Origin of the sequence: Mesorhizobium sp. B2-8-1 (assembly GCF_006440955.1) — a bacterium.
Classification (GTDB): domain Bacteria; phylum Pseudomonadota; class Alphaproteobacteria; order Rhizobiales; family Rhizobiaceae; genus Mesorhizobium.
This window is the reverse complement of record NZ_VFTX01000003.1, coordinates 155,517-172,526: the sequence shown is the minus strand read 5'-3', so window position 1 is coordinate 172,526 and position 17,010 is coordinate 155,517. Positions and strand designations below refer to the sequence as shown.

The 17,010-nt window shown below is 65.5% G+C and carries 15 protein-coding genes; 5 read left to right on the top strand and 10 right to left on the bottom strand.

The features are described 5' to 3' along the window. Positions 1 to 22: 22 nt before the first annotated feature. Genes FJ428_RS09190 through FJ428_RS09180 form a run of 3 tightly spaced genes read left to right on the top strand, consistent with a single transcriptional unit; the run spans position 23 to position 3,878 of the window. Positions 23 to 1,606 carry a sugar ABC transporter ATP-binding protein gene (locus FJ428_RS09190; RefSeq protein ID WP_140879476.1) on the top strand — a complete coding sequence of 528 codons (1,584 nt, stop codon included), beginning with the start codon at positions 23 to 25 and terminating at the stop codon, positions 1,604 to 1,606. Continuing rightward, positions 1,603 to 2,913, top strand: coding sequence for an ABC transporter permease (locus FJ428_RS09185; protein WP_140559058.1), 1,311 nt, complete (start codon positions 1,603 to 1,605; stop codon positions 2,911 to 2,913). The genes FJ428_RS09190 and FJ428_RS09185 overlap by 4 nt, the downstream gene beginning before the upstream one ends. Continuing rightward, positions 2,910 to 3,878 carry a substrate-binding domain-containing protein gene (locus tag FJ428_RS09180; protein ID WP_140551609.1) on the top strand — a complete coding sequence of 323 codons (969 nt, stop codon included), beginning with the start codon at positions 2,910 to 2,912 and terminating at the stop codon, positions 3,876 to 3,878. Before FJ428_RS09185 ends, FJ428_RS09180 begins: the two co-directional genes overlap by 4 nt. Before the next feature lie 240 nt (positions 3,879 to 4,118). On the opposite strand, the gene FJ428_RS09175 is transcribed toward FJ428_RS09180, so the two are convergent. From FJ428_RS09175 to FJ428_RS09150, 6 genes are read right to left on the bottom strand one after another with little or no spacing between them, the layout of a single operon-like run. Then, positions 4,119 to 4,580 (bottom strand): MarR family transcriptional regulator, encoded by a 462-nt coding sequence (locus tag FJ428_RS09175; RefSeq protein ID WP_140493433.1) that lies wholly within the window; start codon positions 4,578 to 4,580, stop codon positions 4,119 to 4,121. Continuing rightward, on the bottom strand, positions 4,577 to 5,161 hold the full coding sequence (locus tag FJ428_RS09170) for an amino acid synthesis family protein (RefSeq protein ID WP_140662415.1): 585 nt from the start codon (positions 5,159 to 5,161) through the stop codon (positions 4,577 to 4,579). The genes FJ428_RS09175 and FJ428_RS09170 overlap by 4 nt, the downstream gene beginning before the upstream one ends. Then, entirely contained in the window at positions 5,154 to 6,035 is an 882-nt protein-coding gene (locus tag FJ428_RS09165; protein WP_140879325.1) for a UPF0280 family protein, read from the bottom strand. The genes FJ428_RS09170 and FJ428_RS09165 overlap by 8 nt, the downstream gene beginning before the upstream one ends. 2 nt (positions 6,036 to 6,037) lie before the next feature. After that, a complete protein-coding gene (locus FJ428_RS09160; RefSeq protein ID WP_140879324.1) occupies positions 6,038 to 7,579 on the bottom strand; it encodes a 6-hydroxynicotinate reductase in 1,542 nt (513 codons plus the stop codon). Then, positions 7,576 to 10,401: a molybdopterin-dependent oxidoreductase gene (locus FJ428_RS09155; protein ID WP_140879323.1), complete on the bottom strand. Its 2,826-nt coding sequence runs from the start codon at positions 10,399 to 10,401 to the stop codon at positions 7,576 to 7,578. The genes FJ428_RS09160 and FJ428_RS09155 overlap by 4 nt, the downstream gene beginning before the upstream one ends. After that, on the bottom strand, positions 10,398 to 11,261 hold the full coding sequence (locus FJ428_RS09150; protein ID WP_140554622.1) for a xanthine dehydrogenase family protein subunit M: 864 nt from the start codon (positions 11,259 to 11,261) through the stop codon (positions 10,398 to 10,400). The genes FJ428_RS09155 and FJ428_RS09150 overlap by 4 nt, the downstream gene beginning before the upstream one ends. A 332-nt stretch (positions 11,262 to 11,593) precedes the next feature. Between FJ428_RS09150 and pncA the strand changes: the two genes are divergently transcribed. Then, positions 11,594 to 12,208, top strand: a complete 615-nt coding sequence (pncA, locus tag FJ428_RS09145; protein ID WP_140514339.1) for a bifunctional nicotinamidase/pyrazinamidase — start codon at positions 11,594 to 11,596, stop codon at positions 12,206 to 12,208. Positions 12,209 to 12,281: 73 nt separating this feature from the next. Continuing rightward, positions 12,282 to 13,664, top strand: coding sequence for a sodium:proton antiporter (locus tag FJ428_RS09140; protein ID WP_140583056.1), 1,383 nt, complete (start codon positions 12,282 to 12,284; stop codon positions 13,662 to 13,664). A gap of 49 nt (positions 13,665 to 13,713) precedes the next feature. Here the strand turns inward: FJ428_RS09140 and FJ428_RS09135 are convergent, their stop codons facing one another. Genes FJ428_RS09135 through FJ428_RS09120 form a run of 4 tightly spaced genes read right to left on the bottom strand, consistent with a single transcriptional unit; the run spans position 13,714 to position 16,995 of the window. Next, positions 13,714 to 14,436 carry an ABC transporter ATP-binding protein gene (locus tag FJ428_RS09135; protein ID WP_140514341.1) on the bottom strand — a complete coding sequence of 241 codons (723 nt, stop codon included), beginning with the start codon at positions 14,434 to 14,436 and terminating at the stop codon, positions 13,714 to 13,716. Next, positions 14,433 to 15,158, bottom strand: a complete 726-nt coding sequence (locus FJ428_RS09130; protein WP_140514343.1) for an ABC transporter ATP-binding protein — start codon at positions 15,156 to 15,158, stop codon at positions 14,433 to 14,435. Before FJ428_RS09130 ends, FJ428_RS09135 begins: the two co-directional genes overlap by 4 nt. After that, entirely contained in the window at positions 15,155 to 16,117 is a 963-nt protein-coding gene (locus FJ428_RS09125) for a branched-chain amino acid ABC transporter permease (RefSeq protein WP_140563625.1), read from the bottom strand. The genes FJ428_RS09130 and FJ428_RS09125 overlap by 4 nt, the downstream gene beginning before the upstream one ends. Then, positions 16,114 to 16,995, bottom strand: a complete 882-nt coding sequence (locus tag FJ428_RS09120) for a branched-chain amino acid ABC transporter permease (protein ID WP_140554619.1) — start codon at positions 16,993 to 16,995, stop codon at positions 16,114 to 16,116. Before FJ428_RS09120 ends, FJ428_RS09125 begins: the two co-directional genes overlap by 4 nt. Positions 16,996 to 17,010: the final 15 nt, after the last annotated feature.

Here is a 17,010-nt window from a genome sequence, read left to right as displayed (position 1 = left end):
CGGAAGGGAGGCCGCCTTTGTCATGGAGCACGGAAATTCCATCGCGCGTCGGGATGTTGCGGCGGATCGTTCGGATGTCGTCCTAAGCGCTGAGCACGTATCCAAGAGCTTCGGCGGCATTGCCGCCTTGGTCGACGTCGGTTTCGAGCTGCGGCGCGGCGAGGTCCACGCCTTGATGGGCGAGAACGGCGCCGGCAAGTCGACGCTGATGAAAATCCTTTCCGGTGTCTACACGGGTTATGAAGGCACGGTTCGCGTCGACGGCGTAGCCGCGAATTTCGCCGGCGTGCGCGACGCCGAGGCCGCCGGCATTGCCATCATCCACCAGGAGCTTAACCTGGTCCCCGAACTCAGCGTCGCCGACAACATCTTTCTCGGGCGCGAGAAGCTGATCGCCGGGCTGATCGTCGACCGCAAGGCGAGCAGCCGCGCCGCCAGCGCTCTTCTGCAGCGGCTGGGCATCGAGCTCGACCCGGAAGCCCGCGTCGGCGCCTTGCGCGTCGGCGAACAGCAACTGGTCGAGATCGCCAAGGCGCTGTCGATGTCGGCGCGCATCCTGATCATGGACGAGCCGACCTCGGCGCTTTCTCCAGCCGAATGCCAGAGGCTGTTCCGCATCATCCGCCAGCTTGCCGACAGCGGCGTCGCCATCGTCTACATCTCGCACCGCATCGACGAGGTCATGCACCTGGCGGGCAGGGTCACGGTGTTTCGCGACGGACGCCACGTGCTGACGCGGCCCATGGGCGAGCTCGACGAGAACGCCATCATTTCGGCAATGGTCGGGCGAGACCTGCTGGCCTCCTCGGAAGAGGAGCGCCGTTCCATCGGCGAAGTCGTGCTTTCCGTCGAGAACCTGTCGCTGACGAAACCCGACGCCCATGGCTGGCGCACCGTGATCGACGGCGTCAACTTCGAACTCGCCGAAGGCGAAATCCTTGGCATTGGCGGGCTGCTGGGTTCAGGGCGCACCGAGATCCTGGAGGCGATCTTCGGCTCGAGCGATGGCCGCACCGGCGGCGAGATCCGGCTCGACGGTGCGCCGGTCGAGATACGCTCGCCGCGCGATGCCAGGCGCCTCGGCATTGCGCTGGTGGCCGAGGACCGCAAGACGCAAGGCCTGCATCTCCAGGCTTCCATTACAGACAACGTCGCATTGCCGCTGGTCGGATCGCTGGCGCGCTTCGGCATCCGTTCGCTGGCCGGCGAACAGGAGCTGGCGCGCCACGCGGTCCGGGCGCTCGGCATACGCTGCGAGGACATCGACCAGCCAGCCGGCACGCTGTCGGGCGGCAACCAGCAGAAGGTCGTCATCGGCAAATGGCTGGCGACACGGCCGCGCGTGCTTCTTCTCGACGAGCCGACGCGCGGCATCGACGTCGGCGCCAAGCGCGAGATCTACGATCTCATCTTCAAGCTTGCGCGCGACGGGCTGGCCATTGCCGTCATCAGCTCCGAATTGCCGGAACTGCTGCACCTCTCCGACCGCATTCTGGTGATGGCCGATGGCCGCCAGACCGGCATCCTTTCCCGCGATGCGGCGAGCGAGGAGGCCATCATGCGTCTCGCCGCGCCGCGCCGCACGATTTCGAGACCTGCCGCATGACCGCCTTGAAACTCCTGTCCCGCACCAAGCTCTATTGGGGCCTGATCGCCATCTTCCTGATCGGCGTGCTGGGCTCGCCGGTCAGCTCCAAGGGCAACAACATCTTCCTGTCCTACGGCAATCTGCTCGACGTGCTGCGCCAGGTGTCGACCACCGGCCTGATCGCCACCGGCATGACGGCGGTGATCATCACCGGCGGCATCGATCTTTCGGTCGGTTCGCTGATGGCAATCTGTTCGGTGGTCTGCGCCATGCTGCTGACGGTTCCGGGCGTGACGCCGGGAGTGGTGCTTGGCGTGCCCACCGTCGCCGTGGTGGCGCTCTGCCTCGGCTTCATCGTCACCCGCTTCATCTTCCTCAATCTCGAAAAGTCGCGCGCCGGCGCCGATGCCTCGCGCGACGCAAGGCTGGGCCGCGCCCGCGGCCTGGTCACGCCGGCAATCGTCGGCGTGGTCCTGTGCTGTCTTTCCCTGTGGTACCTGCTGCCGCAGGTCGAGCCCAAATTCGGCGTCCTCGGCGTGCTGCTGGTCGCGCCATGCGTGGGCCTGCTGTTCGGTGCGCTCAACGGCTTCATCATCGTTGCCGGGCGGCTGCAGCCCTTCATCGTCACCCTGGCGATGATGGTGACGGCGTTGGGCATCGCCCGGCTGACCGCCGGCCAGAACAATGCTGTGCTGCCGGTCTATACCGGCTCGAACGCCACCGAGGATTTCGAGCTGCTGCGCTCGATGGTGTTCGGCGTCATTCCGATGCCCGGCCTGTTCTTCCTCGGCGCCATCCTGATCTATGGCGCGGTGCTGCGCTTCACGCCGTTCGGCCGCTATGTCTACGCCATCGGCGGCAATGAGGAGGCGGCCAGGCTTTCCGGCATCGCCGCCGGCCGGGTCAAGATCGTCACCTACGCCGTTTCGGGCCTGCTCGCCGGCATTGCCGCGGTGCTCTATGTCGCGCAGTACCGGCAAGGCAAGCCCGATGCCGGCGCCGGCCTGGAGCTCGACGCCATCGCCGCCGTGGTCATCGGCGGCACCAGCCTGATGGGTGGGCGCGGCAGCCTCACGGGGACATTCTGCGGCGTGCTGATCTTCGGGCTGCTGTCCAACATATTGCAGCTCCACAACATCAATTCGAACCTTCAGCTGGTGCTGAAGGGGATGATCATCATCGGCACAGTGCTCGTGCAGGAGCGCAATGCCGGTGATCTCCTAGCCTATCTGCGCCTGCCCGGAGCGGCGCACAAGGAAACGGCCGCGGCAAAACGGCCGTCGCAAGAGACCCGGTCTCTCAATCTCGGAGGAAACAAGAAATGAAACGACGTGACACGCTGAAGCTTGCCGCCCTTGGCGCGGCATTGCTGACCACCACCGCGCTGCTCTCCACCGGCCACGCCTTGGCCCAGGACAAGAAGTGGAAGATCGGCTTCTCGCAGGTGACGACCATCGAGCCTTGGCGCGCGCAGTTCAACAAGGACATCCTGGCCGAGGCCGCAAAGCATCCCGAGGTCGAGCTGATCATCACCGACGGCGAGGACAAGACCGAGAAGCAGGTTGCCGATGTCGAGAACCTGATCCGCCAGGAGGTCGATGCGTTGCTCGTGTCGCCGAAGGAATCGGCCGGCCTGACCGGCGTCGTGCAACAGGCGATCGACGCCAAGATCCCGGTCTTCGTGCTCGACCGCAATGTCGACACCAAGGACTACACCCAGTTCGTCGGCGGCGACAACAAGCTGATCGGCCGCGCGGCCGGCGAATATGCCGTCGAGCTGCTCGGCGGCAAGGGCAAGGCATCGGGCAATGTCGTCGAGATCTGGGGCGGCATGGGCACCCAGCCGGCGCATGACCGCCATGACGGCTTCCATGAGTTCACCGACAAGGAGCCGGGCATCAAGTACCTGCTCGACCAGCAGTCGGGCGACTGGAAGCAGGACCAGGCCTATAATCTGATGGCCAACGCGCTGAAGAGCAACGAGAAGATCGATCTCGTCTACGGCCACAACGACCCGATGGCCTATGGCGCCTATCTTGCCGCCAAGGATGTCGGCCGCGAGAAGGACATCAAGTTCATCGGCATCGACGGCCTGCCCAACGAAGGCGTGCAGATGGTGAACAAGGGCGAGCTGACGGCGACCTTCACCTATGTCACCCCGGGCGCCGAGGGCCTTCGGCAGGCGATCAAGTTCCTCAATGGCGAGAAGGTGGAGAAGACCATCACCTTGCCGACGCAGAAGATCACCAAGGAAAACGCCGCCCAGGTGCTGAAGGACAACGGCCTCTGAGATTTCGCCGGAGATAAGCGCCGGCCCAAGGTCCAGGTTCTTCGTCCCAGGACAGCTTGGCGCCCCTTCCTCTCCCCCGTCGATCGGGGGAGAGGTGTCGAGCGAAGCTCGACGGAGTGGGAGTCGACCCTTGGGGCGGTGCAGGAAGGTTCTTGCGCCCTGGTCCCCTTTCAATATCCGTCGGCGGCGGTGGCCAGGTGGTTCCCGTCCGGAGGGAGAGGAAAGGACCTCGTCGCCGGCCTACGCCAATTTCGCCAGCAGCTTCATGAAGGTGGCGATCTCCCTGGCCGTGAGCGGTGCCAAGGTTTCCTCGGTAATCTCGCGCGCCAGCGGGATCAGGCGTTCGATCGCCTCGCGCCCTTCGGCGGTCAAATTGACCAGCAGCCGCCGCTTGTCGCCCTCGTGCTTGGAGAGCTCGACAAGGCCGCGCGCCTTCAGCCGGTCGATCACGCCCTTCACCGTCGCCGCATCCATGGCGATCAGCGTGCCGAGCTGGTTCTGCGAAGTCTCGCCGACATCGCGCAGCTTGGCCAATGCCGCGAATTGCGGTGGCGTCAGGTCGCCGATATGGGCAGCGAAGATCGAGACGTGGCGCTGATGCGCCTTGCGCAGGATGAAGCCGACCTGCTCCTGCAGGTGGTAGTCCTGATCGTCCGCCTCCTCGACCTCGACCAGCTTCAGCAGATTGTCCTCGCCGCTCACCGCAGCCCGTCCCATGCCTTGATGTCGTCGGCGGCCAGGCCGCCCATGCGATTGTGCACGCGCGGACCGCAGGTCATGGCGAGGCAGAACAGGATCTCGTCGGGACGCGGTCCGTCGCTGACGCCGACTTCCATCGCATCGAAATGGCTGCGCACATAGGCGGCGTTGATGTGGCCGAGAGGCACATCCAGCCGCGAGCCGAAGGCGCCGACCTTCTTGGCCGACGGCACGATCGCCTTGGCGTCGCCGAGCCGCTCGCGCATGGCGTAGCCGCCCGGCACATGCCAAAGCGCGCCATGCTCGAGTTCGCCCGATGTGCCGACGATGGCGCCTTTGCCATAGCCGTCGATCTGCTTCACGTCGCCACCCAATGCCGCGATCAGCCGGTCGGCGAGCAGGAGGCCAAGCGGCTTCAGATCGTCCATGGCGCTCTGCAATTCCTCGACATAGCGCCCGGCGAACGGGTTCTTCACGAGCGCCATGGCGGCGGCACGGCGGCGCGGCACCTTGGGCGCCGGCCCGCCCTCATGAAAGATCTCTTCGGTCAGCACCACGATCTTGCGGAGCGGAAACTCAGGCATGGGCAACTTCCTTCCCTGGACTTTTGTCGGGCGCGGCAAGCGCCATGGAGCCCTCGATGCGGGTCTTGCCGGCGAGGAACAGCGCCGACGCGGCGATCAGTCCCCTGCGGCGGAAATCTTCGGCGACGGCAAGTCCCCTGTCCAGCGCCGTGGCAATCTCTGTGGCAGAAAGCGGCCCGACCTCCTGCGTCACCAGTCTGTCGCCAAGGTCGTTGTCCGGCGCCAGATCATGCGCGGGCACACGCCGAATAGCGGGATGGTTGGCCAAGTCGACGGCATTGGCGATCAGCGTCGCCGCGGCATCGGCCTCTGCGCCGGTCCTCGCCAGCACGGTGACGGCGTCGGCGATGCCCAGGGAAAACGAGCGCCCGCGCCAGCCACTGGTGGCAACGCCTTGCACGCCGTCCTCGGCGCTGATGACGATGCGGTCGGCAAGGCCATGGCCGGTGCCGGCAATGGCAAGAGTGATCGACTGGCCGGCACCGAGATGAAGCGCGCTGTCGCCACCGTTGTTGACATAGGCGCGATCGAGTTTTCGCCCAGCAATCAGTGCGGCAAGTATTTCGTCGGCTACTGAACCGGCGACGGCTGCCATCGGCGTGATGAAGTCGTCCGCCAATGGGGTAACTGCCGCTTCCATGCGCCGCGCCGTCGAGCCGGCGAAGGCGCGGGGGCGCAACGTGGCCGGCCGGCGCAACTCGGGCAATTCCTCCACCAGTTCCGGCAGGATGGTCTGGAATCGCGCCACGGCCTGCTCATAAGCTCGCCGGCATTCGCCTGGCGTCCCAAAGGCCTCGACGATCAGGTCGATCGGCCCGTGATTGAGGTGCAGCCGCCTGCCATCCCCGAGCCAATGCGCTTGCGGGCCGTTCATCGTCACGCGACCCCGTTCGCGGGCGTGCGCCGCAATTGCGCCAGCGGCGGCCATGGGTTGCCGGCCGGCGCACCGTCGCCCCGACGCGCGTTCAGGTACTCGCCACCCTTGGCGACGACATCCTCGACGCTGCGGATCTCGGCTTCGTAGCCGCCGAGCCTGATATAATCGTCGCGGCGCAGCGTGAATTCGATCGGCGCCACCAGCGCCGGCGTCGGCACATAACCGAAGGCGCCTTCCGGCACGCGCGTCACATCCACCATCAGCGTGATGCCGCCGCCCGGCCAGACATAGACCGGCGCGCCGCCGACCGTCACATAGGTGGTCAGGCCCTGCACGGAACGCGTCAGGTTGACGGGATTCTCGGTGACGCCGGCGCGCAGCGAACCGCCGGCGCCGCCGATGAACAGCACGGTGCACAGCGCCGGTTCGCAATTATCCTCGATCAGCCCCACGGATTTCTGCAATCGTTCGGGGAATGGCTTTTCGACTGGCTTCAACTGGTCGTCGAGTTCGTAATAGGCGAACTGCTCGCCGGTGGTCGAAACCATCAGCAGCGACAGGCCGGGCCGCGCGCCCTTCTTGGCGTTCCATTCGCCCAGGATCGACAGCGGGTCGGATATGCTGGTGCCGCCCCAGCCGAGACCGGGCTCGGACACCTTGAAATAGCGCCCAGGCGTCGAGCGGCGGCCGATGATCTTTATCCCCGTGTCCTGCCAGCCCAGCACCTTGCCGGCCTGATGCTCCGAGACGACGCCGGTTATGTGGTCGTCGACCACCACCACCTCGTCGACCAGCCCGCGCCATTGGGTGGCGAACATGCCGATGGTCGCCGAGCCGCAGCCGACCCGCATGCGGTGCTCCTGCTTGCCGTCGATGACGGGCGGTTTGCCGGCTTCGACCGTTATGGTGGCGCCGCCATCGATGGTCAGTTCCACCGGCTTGCGGTTGCACAGATCGAGCAGCGCATCGCAGGTGGCGCGGCCTTCGGCCTTGGAGCCGCCGGTCAGATGATGCACGCCGCCCAGCGATAGCATCTGCGAGCCATATTCGCCCGTCGTGACATGACCGATCGCCTCGCCTTGCGACCGCACGACAGCCGTTTCGGGTCCGATATGACGGTCGGTGTCGATCTTCACCTTGACGCCGCAATAGGAGAAGATGCCCTCCGTGACGACGGTGACGAGATCGATGCCCTCGACCTGCTGGCTGACGATGAAGGGGGCCGGCTTGTAGTCGGGATAGGTGGTTCCTGCCCCGATCGCCGTGACGAAGCGGCGGCCGGTGTTGACCAGTTCGCCGTCCCAGGCCTCGCCCTCGGCGACGAAGGGCACGATAGCGCCGCCGATCTCGGCGGTATGATCGAGAATGGTCAGCGGGTCCATGCGCACGATCCGGCCGCCGGCATTGCCGTAGCGGTCGCAAGCGCCAGTGCGGCCATCTGATATGTAGCACATCACAGGGCAGGCATCGCAGCGGATCTTCTCCGCCACCAGCTTCTCGCCGGGATCATGGGTTTCGAAGCGTTCGGCAAGCTCGCTCATCGGCATGCCTCCTTCTCGCGGATGGCGGCGCGGATCCGGGCCGGCGTCGCCGGAACTCTGGTGACCAGCACACCAGTGGCATGGCGGATGGCGTTGAGGATCGCCGGCGCCGTCGGGATCAGCACATGTTCGCCCAGGCCCTTGGCGCCGAATGGCCCTTCCGGGTCTGGCACCTCGATCAATATCGTCTCGATCGGCGGCACGTCGCCGATGGTCGGAATGAGATAATCGTGCAAATTCTCGGTGCGGCCGGGAATATACTCTTCCATCAGCGCCATGCCGATGCCTTGCGCGATGCCGCCCTCGATCTGACCCTCGACCAGCAGCGGGTTGATCGCCTTGCCGACATCGTGCGCGGCTGTGATCTTGACCAGCTTGACCGTGCCGAGCTTGAGGTCGACCTCGAGCTCGGCGATCTGCGCGCCGTAACCATAGACCGCATAGGGCTTGCCCTGGCCCTTGGCGTCGAGCGGCAGCGTCGGTGGGTCGTAGGTCTCCTCGGCGCGGAAGACGAAGCCGTGGATATCCGCTTCGAGTGTGCCAAGATCGACACGGCGGACCGCCTCGCCCTCACGGATGACGATCGCCGGACCTTCGAGCTGAAGCGACGCTTTTTCCGAGACATTGGCAAAGCGCAGGATTTTTTCGCGCAAGGCGCGGCCGGCCTTCTCGGCCGCCTTGCCGGTGACGAAGGTCTGGCGCGAGGCCGAGGTCTTGCCGGCATCGGGAGTGATCGCGGTGTCGGCGTTTTTCAGCCGGAACCTTTCCAAGGGCAGGCCGAGCGCGTCGGCGCAGATTTGCGTGATGACGGTGTTGGAGCCCTGGCCGATGTCGACCGCGCCCTGGTGCAGGATGATCTCGCCTGACGCCGCGATGCCGACCCGGATGGTCGATGGATTGGGCAGCGAGGTGTTGCCGCAGCCATACCAGCAGGAGGCGATGCCGACGCCGCGCTTTTTATCCACGTTGGCACTGTTGAAGGCATCCGCGTCAGCCACTGCACGCGCCCAATGCGGCCGCAGGGCATCGAGGCATTCGGCAATGCCGACGCCCGATTCCAGTCTCTGTCCGGTGACTGTTTCGGATCCGTTACGAAGGCAGTTTCTCAAGCGGAAGTCGAGCCGGTCGATGCCGAGCTTGCCGGCCAGCTCGTCGTACAAGGTCTCCTGCATGATCGTCGCCTGCGGCACGCCGAAGCCCCGGAAAGCGCCGGAAATCGGCCCATGCGTATGGACGGCGCGGCCTTCGGCGCGGTAGTTCGGGGTCGCATAGGGACCCGAGGCATGCACCGGCACACGGTTGGCGACGGTCGGTCCCCAGCTCGCGTACGCCCCGGTGTTGAAATCGCCTGAGAAAATCATGCCGGTGACATGGCCCTCGGCGTCGGCGCCAATGGTCGCTTGCATCTGCGCCGGGTGGCGCTTGGTGGTCGACATCATCGATTCATTGCGCGTGTAGGCAAGCGCCGCCGGCCGCCCGGTCCTCATCGCCACCAGGCCGATCAGCGGTTGCAGGGACACGTCGAGTTTGGAACCAAAACCGCCGCCCGTCGCGGTCGGCACGATGCGCACCTTGTCGACGGGCAGGCCCAGCACCTTCGCCGTGTCGTCGCGGTCCATATAGGGCGCCTGCGTGCAGGCGACGACGACCAGCGTGTCGCCATCCATATAGGCATGGCCGGCTTCCGGCTCGATATAGGCATGCTCGACATAGGACGTCTCGATCGCACCGGTCACGGTGCCAGCGGCATCGGCAAGCGCCGTCTCGGGATCGCCGCGTTCGACGAAGCCCTTGGTCAGAAGGTTGGCCGGACGGTTCGCATGGATCAGCGCCGCTCCTTCGGCCTGTGCCTCGCAAGGCTGCAACAGGTGTGGCAATTCGGTCCAGCGGATCGGGAAATCCGACAGGTCGAGATCGAGCATCGCCTCGCGCTCGCCGGCAACAAGCGCCACCGCCTCGCCGCGAAACCGCGCCAAGCCTTCGGCGAGAGCCGGCTGGTCGGCAAACGGACCGATGACGCCGAAACAGTTCTTTCCCGGGATATCGGCCGCCGTGAAGACGCCGGCGATGCCGGGACGAGCTTTTGCCCAGCCGTCGAGGTCGCCGAAGGCGAAACTGGCATGGTAGTGCGGCGAGCGGATTACCAGCACCGCCAGCGCATCGGCCGGGAACGAATCGCCGCCGAATTTCTCACCGCCGGTCACCTTCGGCACGCCATCGAGCCGGATCGGGGAGGAGCCAATGGCGTGACCGGACCGAGGCAGACGGAAATCCAGGCTTGCAGCCTGGGCGGAGGCATCCATCACAGCAGCGACGATCTTCCGGTACCCGGTGCAACGGCAGAGGACACCACCAAGCGCGTCCTGCACTTCGATCTCGCTCGGCCTGGCTTTCTTGTCCAGCAGGGCCGTCGCCGCCACCAGCAGGCCCGGCGTGCAGATGCCGCACTGCGCCGCACCATGCGCCAGGAAGGAGGCCTGTAGTGCCGACAGCCGGCCATTGGCGAGCCCTTCGACCGTCGTTACCGACGCTCCGGCGGCCGACGCCGCCGGCATCAGGCAGGCGCAGACCGGATCGCCATCGACCAGCACCGTGCAGGCGCCGCAGTCGCCGGCGTCGCAGCCGACCTTGGTCCCGGTCAGCAGCAATTCGTCGCGCAGCACCGAGGACAGCCGGCGCAGCGGCGGCACGTTGACCGAGACGGCGGCGCCATTGACCGCGAAGGTAATCTCGGCGCGTGCGAGGCCGGGCTGACCTGCGTCACTGTCGGAAAGGGCTCCGCCGGGTCGACCTTGGCTGATGTCAGGCTGTGCTTTGTTCATGCCGCCGCCGTCCTGTCACCATTCACCGGCCCCGCAGCCGCCAGCACGGCGCGGACAACGATTTCGCGCGCCGCGTCCTGCCGGTATTCGGCGCTGCCGCGCACGTCGCCGATCGGCGACAGCTCTTCCATCGGCGCGGCGAGGACCGCTGTGGCCAGCCCATGATCCGCCGCCAGTCCGCGCAGGGCCGCCTCGACCCCGCCGAGCCGCTTTGCAACAGCCGAGCAGGAACCGACGGCGACCGCCGCTTGCTCGACGATGCCGTCCTGCACGACCAGGCGTGCCCCCACCATGGCGATCGAGATGACGAGATAGCGCCGCGCGCCGAGCTTGACGAAAGCCGACATACCCGCGCCGGCCGCTTTCGGCACGCGGATGGCGGTTACCATCTCGCCGGGCCGCAGGTCCGTGCGGCGATTGCCGAGGATGAATTCCCGGAGCGGCAGGTGGCGCACCGCTTGCGCCGAGCGCAGTTCTATCTCGGCGTCGAGCACCAGCAGCGCCGGCACGCCATCCGCGGCCGGCGAAGCGTTGCAGAGATTGCCGGCGATCGAGGCGACATTCTGGATCTGAACGGACCCGACCTCCCGCGCGGCCGCTTTCAGCGCATCGAAGGCCGGCGGCAAGGGATGGCGAACGATATCGGTCCAGCTGGTGCGCGCCCCGATCTGCCAGTGCGTTTCCGTTTCCGCAATGCCGCGCAGCGCGGCCAGCCCGTTGATGTCGAGCACATTGTCGCGGAAAGGCTTGTTGCCTTGCGCCGGGTAGAAGTCGGTGCCGCCGGCAAGGATGCGCCACGAAGCTTCGCCAAGCAGGGCGAGCGCCTCGTCGACCGTGGTGGGTTTCGCGTAACGGATCACGCTTTGCCTTCCCAGAAAAAGGGCCTTTCCGAGGGAACTTGCCGGCGTCCGGGCCCGGCTTAAATTCATTCGTATGCAAATGATATCAAGTCGGCGGAAATTGTCAAAGCCGGAGTTTGCGCAGCACCCGCACGGCTGCCGCCGCCACGCATTTGTTCTCCGCAAAATCTAGGTGCTGGGGCGCCCTTTGCGCGTTCGGGGTTGCGCCCGGCGCTCTAATGGTTGACGCGGCCCGCCATCTGGTCAAGTTTCTCCCTCCGGTCGCGCCAGCGGCTTTCTTTCGCCGGGATCCCCTTGGGAGCCCGCGCCCGATACCGACAGGAAGGAACCCCATGGCCGAAGAAGCGCTTGTCGTCATCGACCTGCAGAACGACTTTTGCCCTGGCGGCGCGTTGGCTGTGACCGGCGGCGACGAGATCGTGCCGCTGGTCAACGACCTGATCCGGCGAACCGATCATGTCGTGCTGACGCAGGACTGGCATCCAGCCGGCCATTCGAGCTTTGCCTCAAGCCATCCAGGCGCCCAGCCTTTTGAAACCATCGAGATGCCCTACGGCCAGCAGACATTGTGGCCTGACCATTGTATCCAGGGCAGCCTCGGCTCGGATTTTCACTCGGGTCTTGCCTGGACCAAGGCCGAGCTCGTCATCCGCAAGGGATTTCGGCCTGATATCGACAGCTATTCGGCCTTCTTCGAGAACGACCACACGACGCCGACCGGCCTTGCCGGCTATCTCAGGGAGCGCGGCATCGACACTCTGACCCTGGTCGGCCTGGCGACCGATTTCTGCGTCGCCTTCTCGGCGCTCGACGCGGTCAAGCAGGGGTTCAGGACCACTGTCAGGCTCGATGCCTGCCGCGGGATCGACCTCAACGGTTCGGTCGAGACGATGTTGGCAAGGATGCGCCAAGCAGGCGTGACGCTCGAAGACCACGCGGCGGACTGACCTCATCGTGGGAGAAGAGAAGGGGTCGATAGGGGCGACGGCTTTGACGGCAAGTGCCGTGGTGGCTGTCGCGATGCTGTTACCGGGAACGGCCTTCGCCGCGGAAGAGCACGGCCTGCCAGGCCGGACGATGTCGCTGTGGTGGGCGCTGCCCTTTGCCGGGCTGTTGCTTTCGATCGCCACGGGACCGCTGCTTTTCAACCATGTCTGGGAGCATCATTACGGCAAGATTGCTGCATTTTGGGCGGCTCTCGTGGTGGTGCCGCTCGCATCGGCCTTCGGCACGACGGTGGCAACGGAAGCGGTGCTGCATGCGCTGCTCACCGAATACATGTCGTTCATCATTCTCCTGTTCGCGCTGTTCACCATTTCGGGCGGCATTCTCGTGGCCGGCAACATCCACGGCACGCCATTGGTCAATGCCGGGCTGCTGCTCATCGGCGCCCTGCTCGCTTCCGTCATCGGCACCACCGGCGCCTCGATGATCCTGATCCGGCCGCTCATCCGCGCCAATGACAACCGGGCGTTCAACGCCCATGTCATCATCTTCTTCATCTTCCTGGTGTCCAACATCGGCGGTTCGCTGACGCCGCTCGGCGACCCGCCGCTGTTCGTCGGCTTCCTGCGCGGCGTCGATTTCTTCTGGACCACCGCCAACCTCTGGCGCGAGACCCTGTTCGTCAGCGTCGTCGTGCTCGCCGTCTTCCTGGCGATCGACACCACGCTGCATCGCCGCGAAATGGGCGCGCCAAAGATCAAGGACCCGACGCCGGACACGAAAGTGCGCATCCGCGGCCTGCCCAACCTGCCGCTGCTGGCCGGCGTGATCGGTGCGATCCTGCTTTCGGCCACATGGAAGCCCGGCATCAGTCTTTCCATTCAGGGGGTGGACCTCGAGTTGCAGAACCTTGTGCGCGATGTCGTCATCCTGGCGCTTGCCTTCGTTTCGCTGGCCGTCTCGCGCAAGGAGTATCGGCAGGCGAACGGTTTCAACTGGGGGCCGATCGCGGAAGTGGCGAAACTGTTCGCCGGCATCTTCGTCTGCATCGTGCCCGTGGTCGCCATCCTGAGGGCCGGCCACGAAGGCGCGCTTGCGCCGCTGGTCGCGCTCGTCACGTCAGCGCAGGGCATGCCCAACGATCTCGCCTATTTCTGGCTGACCGGAGCGCTGTCGTCCTTCCTGGATAACGCTCCGACCTACCTGGTGTTCTTCGAGCTGGCCGGCGGCGCTCCCCGGCATCTGATGACGGAGCTCGCTTCGACCTTGGCGGCGATCTCGGCGGGTGCGGTGTTCATGGGCGCCAACACCTATATCGGCAACGCGCCGAACTTCATGGTCTACGCCATTGCCCGGCACCGCGGCGTGAACATGCCGGGTTTTTTCGGCTACATGGCATGGTCGGGCGCGGTGCTGATCCCCACGTTCTTGATGGCGGGCTTCCTGTTCTTCGGGTGAGCCGGCGAGGACGCCAGGCCCTTACCTTCCACAAGGGGAGGGCAAATCCTCAGCCTACGCCGACATAGCGCCTGACCGCCGACGGGTCGGCGCGCAACGCCTCTACGTCGACCGTCTCACGGTTGCGGCCATTCTCGATGAAGGCGACGCGGTCGGCGACCGACAGCACGGCATCGACCCGCTGCTCCACCAGGATGGTGGAAACGCCCAGTTCGCGCAGCTTGGCCACCGTCTCGCGGATTTTTGCGATCATCGACGGCATCAGCCCTTCGGTCGGCTCGTCGAGCAGTAGCACCTGCGGTTCCAGGCAGAGCGCGCGTGCCATGGCCAGCATCTGCTGCTCGCCGCCCGACAAGGTGCCCGAGCGCTGCCTGAGCCGCTGGCGCAGCAGCGGGAACAGGTTGAGCACGTTTTCGCGCACGGCCTTCCCCTTGCCGCGCGCCATCAGCCCGATCTCGATGTTCTCCGCCACCGTCATTTCGGCGAACAGCCGCCTGCCTTGCGGCACATAGGCAATGCCGGCTTTGGGCACCTCGTGGGCGGCCAGACCGGTCAATTCCTGGCCTGCGAGGCTGATCGAACCGGCACTCGCCCGGACCAGTCCCATGATGGCTTTCAGCGTCGTCGTCTTGCCGGCGCCGTTGCGGCCGAACAGGCACAGCACCTCGCCCTTGTTCAGCACCAGGTCGAGCCCATAGAGCACCTGGATCTCGCCATAGAAGCAGTCCAGTCCCGCGATCCGCAACGCTTGCGTCTTGCTCGTCTCGGTCATGGGGCGGTCCCCAGATAGGCTTCCTGCACCGCCGCATTTTCGCGGATCGCCTCCGGCGTGCCCTCTGCCAGGATCTTGCCGGCGTTGAAAACGGTGATGCGGTCGGCAAGCTGCATGACGACAGGCATGTTGTGCTCGATCAGGAGCACGGTGGCGTCGCTGGCGATCTCGCGCACCAGGGCGATGAAATTGTCGATCTCGCTGTCGGCGAGCCCCTGCGTCGGCTCGTCGAGGATCAGCAGGCGCGGCTTCAGCGCCAGGCCCATCGCCACCTCCAGCAGGCGCTGGTGGCCATAGGACAATTGACCGGCCGGCATATGGGCGCGGTCGGCCAGCCCAGTGCGTGCGAGCGCCGACATGACAGCGGCCTGTATCGCGCTCTTGGAGTGGCCATGCCGTAGCGTCAGTTGCACTGGCAGCGCGACGTTGGCGTAAACGGACAGGTTGGCATAGATGCTGGTGATCTGGAACGTGTAGGCAATGCCTTGGCGGACCCTGACATAGGCCGGCAGGCCGGTGATGTCGGAGCCGTCGAAAACGATCGATCCGGACGAGGGCGGGATTCGGCCGCTGATCAGGCTGACGAAAGTGGTCTTCCCGGCACCGTTGGGGCCGATGACGGCGCGGATTTCGCCCGGCACCAAGGTGAAATCGACGCTGTCGACGGCGCGCAGGCCGCCGAAATTGCGCGACAGGCCTTTGGTGGTCAGAAGCGGCGTCATGGCAGCCATCCGAGCCAGCGCTGCCGGATGCTGCCCAGAATGCCTTTCGGGAAGAACAGCACCAGCAGGATCAACGCGACGCCGACGATCAACAGGTAGGCGGAGGTGAAGCCGCTGGTGACGTCGATGACATAGTACATGAACAGCGTGCCGATCAGCGGTCCGAGCGTGGTGGCGGCGCCGCCGAGCAGCACCCACAGCAGCGGCAGGATCGAGTACTGTACCGAGGCGAAGCTCGAGCCGACATAGCCGAACAGCAGCGCATAGGCAGCGCCCGACGCCGCGCAGATGGCGCCGGAGACGACCACGGCGGCGAGCTTGTTGGAGAAGGTGTCGTACCCCAGCATTTTCGTCCGTTCCTCGTTCTCGCGGATGGCGACCAGCACGCGGCCGCATCGGGAGCGGACGACGGCCAGCGTGACCAGAAGCACGAGCGAGAACAGCGCCAGCGCGCTCATGTAGCGCACCGTCGGATTGGTGAGATCGAGCGATGTCGCGCCGAAATTCAGGACGCGTGCCGGCTGCGGCACCACCATGCCCTGGTCGCCGCCGGTCCACGCGGCAAAATAGAGGATGAGGAGATAAAAGACCTGCGCGAACATCATGGTGACGATCATGAAGGCGACGCCCGTGGTACGCAGCGCCAAGAGCCCGATCACCAGTGCCAGCACCGCCCCGCACGCGATGCCGCTCAACAAAGCCGCCGGTACGCTCCAACCAAGCTGGATGACGGCGAGGCCGGCGCCGTAGAGGCCGGCGGCAAAGAACATGGCATGCCCGAGACTGAGCAGTCCGACATAGCCGAACAGCATGTTGTAGCCCATGGCGAAGACCGCCAGCACCATGATACGAGCGACGAGGCCGTGATGATAATCCGGCAGCACGAAGCTCAGGACAAAAAGCAGCGCAATGACGCCGAGATGCAGGCCATAGGCTTTTGCCGGCGAGGTCTCGCTCATCGCGTCGTCGTCCCGAACAGGCCCTGCGGCCGGAACACCAGCACCATGGCGACCAGCAGCGTGGCGATGATCTTGGCCAGCGTCGGCGAGAAGAACATCGAGATGATACCGTCGGACAGGCCGATCAGCACGGCGGCGATGACGGTTCCGCGCAGCGAACCGAGGCCGCCGATGATGACGACGATGAAGGAAAGCAGCAGCGGGTCCTGCCCCATCAGATAATGCGCCTGGCTGATCGGCACGATCAGCACCGCCGCAATGGCCGCGAGCATGGCGCCGAGCGCGAAGACGCCGCCATAGACACGATCGACAGGGATGCCGAAGGCCTGTGCCGTCTCGCTGTCATACTGCGTGGCACGCATGACGAGGCCGACCCTGGTGCGCGTCAGCACCAGCCATGTCACGACGAGCAGAAGGACGGATGCCGCGATGATCGACAGCTTGTAGCCCGAATAGCCGAACCACGGCAGAAGGATGCGATAGCTGAAGGGCGGCTCTACCGGGCGCGCTTCCGGACCATAGAAGGTCAGCGCCAGCTGCTGGATAATGTAGAGCATGCCGATGGTGGCGACGATGGTGGCTTCCGGATTGTAGTTCAGCCGGCGCAGCACCAGCCGCTCGGCCACCAGTGCAAGGGCGCCGACGACCAGCGGTGCGATGATAAGTGCCGCCAGGAACCCGAGCGCCGGATGGCCTCCGATCGCAGTCGTGATCGCCCAGGCGAGCACGGCGCCCAGCATGAAGAACTCGCCATGCGCGACGTTGACCACGCGCATCACGCCGAACACCAGCGACAGGCCGAGCGCGGTCAGCGCCAGCACGGCGGATGTGACGAGCCCTTCGAGGGCGGCAAGGAGGAGGTGGGGTCCGAAATGCATGGGTTAGGCACTCAC

Excerpts from the sequence above, each read along its gene's own strand:
- FJ428_RS09160 (WP_140879324.1), bottom strand. The coding sequence starts at position 7,579 with ATGAGCGAGCTTGCCGAACGCTTCGAAACCCATGATCCCGGCGAGAAG.
- FJ428_RS09165 (WP_140879325.1), bottom strand. The coding sequence starts at position 6,035 with ATGAACGGCCCGCAAGCGCATTGGCTCGGGGATGGCAGGCGGCTGCAC.
- FJ428_RS09185 (WP_140559058.1), top strand. The coding sequence starts at position 1,603 with ATGACCGCCTTGAAACTCCTGTCCCGCACCAAGCTCTATTGGGGCCTG.
- FJ428_RS09190 (WP_140879476.1), top strand. The coding sequence starts at position 23 with ATGGAGCACGGAAATTCCATCGCGCGTCGGGATGTTGCGGCGGATCGT.
- FJ428_RS09120 (WP_140554619.1), bottom strand. The coding sequence starts at position 16,995 with ATGCATTTCGGACCCCACCTCCTCCTTGCCGCCCTCGAAGGGCTCGTC.
- FJ428_RS09135 (WP_140514341.1), bottom strand. The coding sequence starts at position 14,436 with ATGACCGAGACGAGCAAGACGCAAGCGTTGCGGATCGCGGGACTGGAC.
- pncA (WP_140514339.1), top strand. The coding sequence starts at position 11,594 with ATGGCCGAAGAAGCGCTTGTCGTCATCGACCTGCAGAACGACTTTTGC.
- FJ428_RS09180 (WP_140551609.1), top strand. The coding sequence starts at position 2,910 with ATGAAACGACGTGACACGCTGAAGCTTGCCGCCCTTGGCGCGGCATTG.
- FJ428_RS09170 (WP_140662415.1), bottom strand. The coding sequence starts at position 5,161 with ATGCCTGAGTTTCCGCTCCGCAAGATCGTGGTGCTGACCGAAGAGATC.
- FJ428_RS09125 (WP_140563625.1), bottom strand. The coding sequence starts at position 16,117 with ATGAGCGAGACCTCGCCGGCAAAAGCCTATGGCCTGCATCTCGGCGTC.
- FJ428_RS09140 (WP_140583056.1), top strand. The coding sequence starts at position 12,282 with ATGCTGTTACCGGGAACGGCCTTCGCCGCGGAAGAGCACGGCCTGCCA.
- FJ428_RS09155 (WP_140879323.1), bottom strand. The coding sequence starts at position 10,401 with ATGAACAAAGCACAGCCTGACATCAGCCAAGGTCGACCCGGCGGAGCC.
- FJ428_RS09130 (WP_140514343.1), bottom strand. The coding sequence starts at position 15,158 with ATGACGCCGCTTCTGACCACCAAAGGCCTGTCGCGCAATTTCGGCGGC.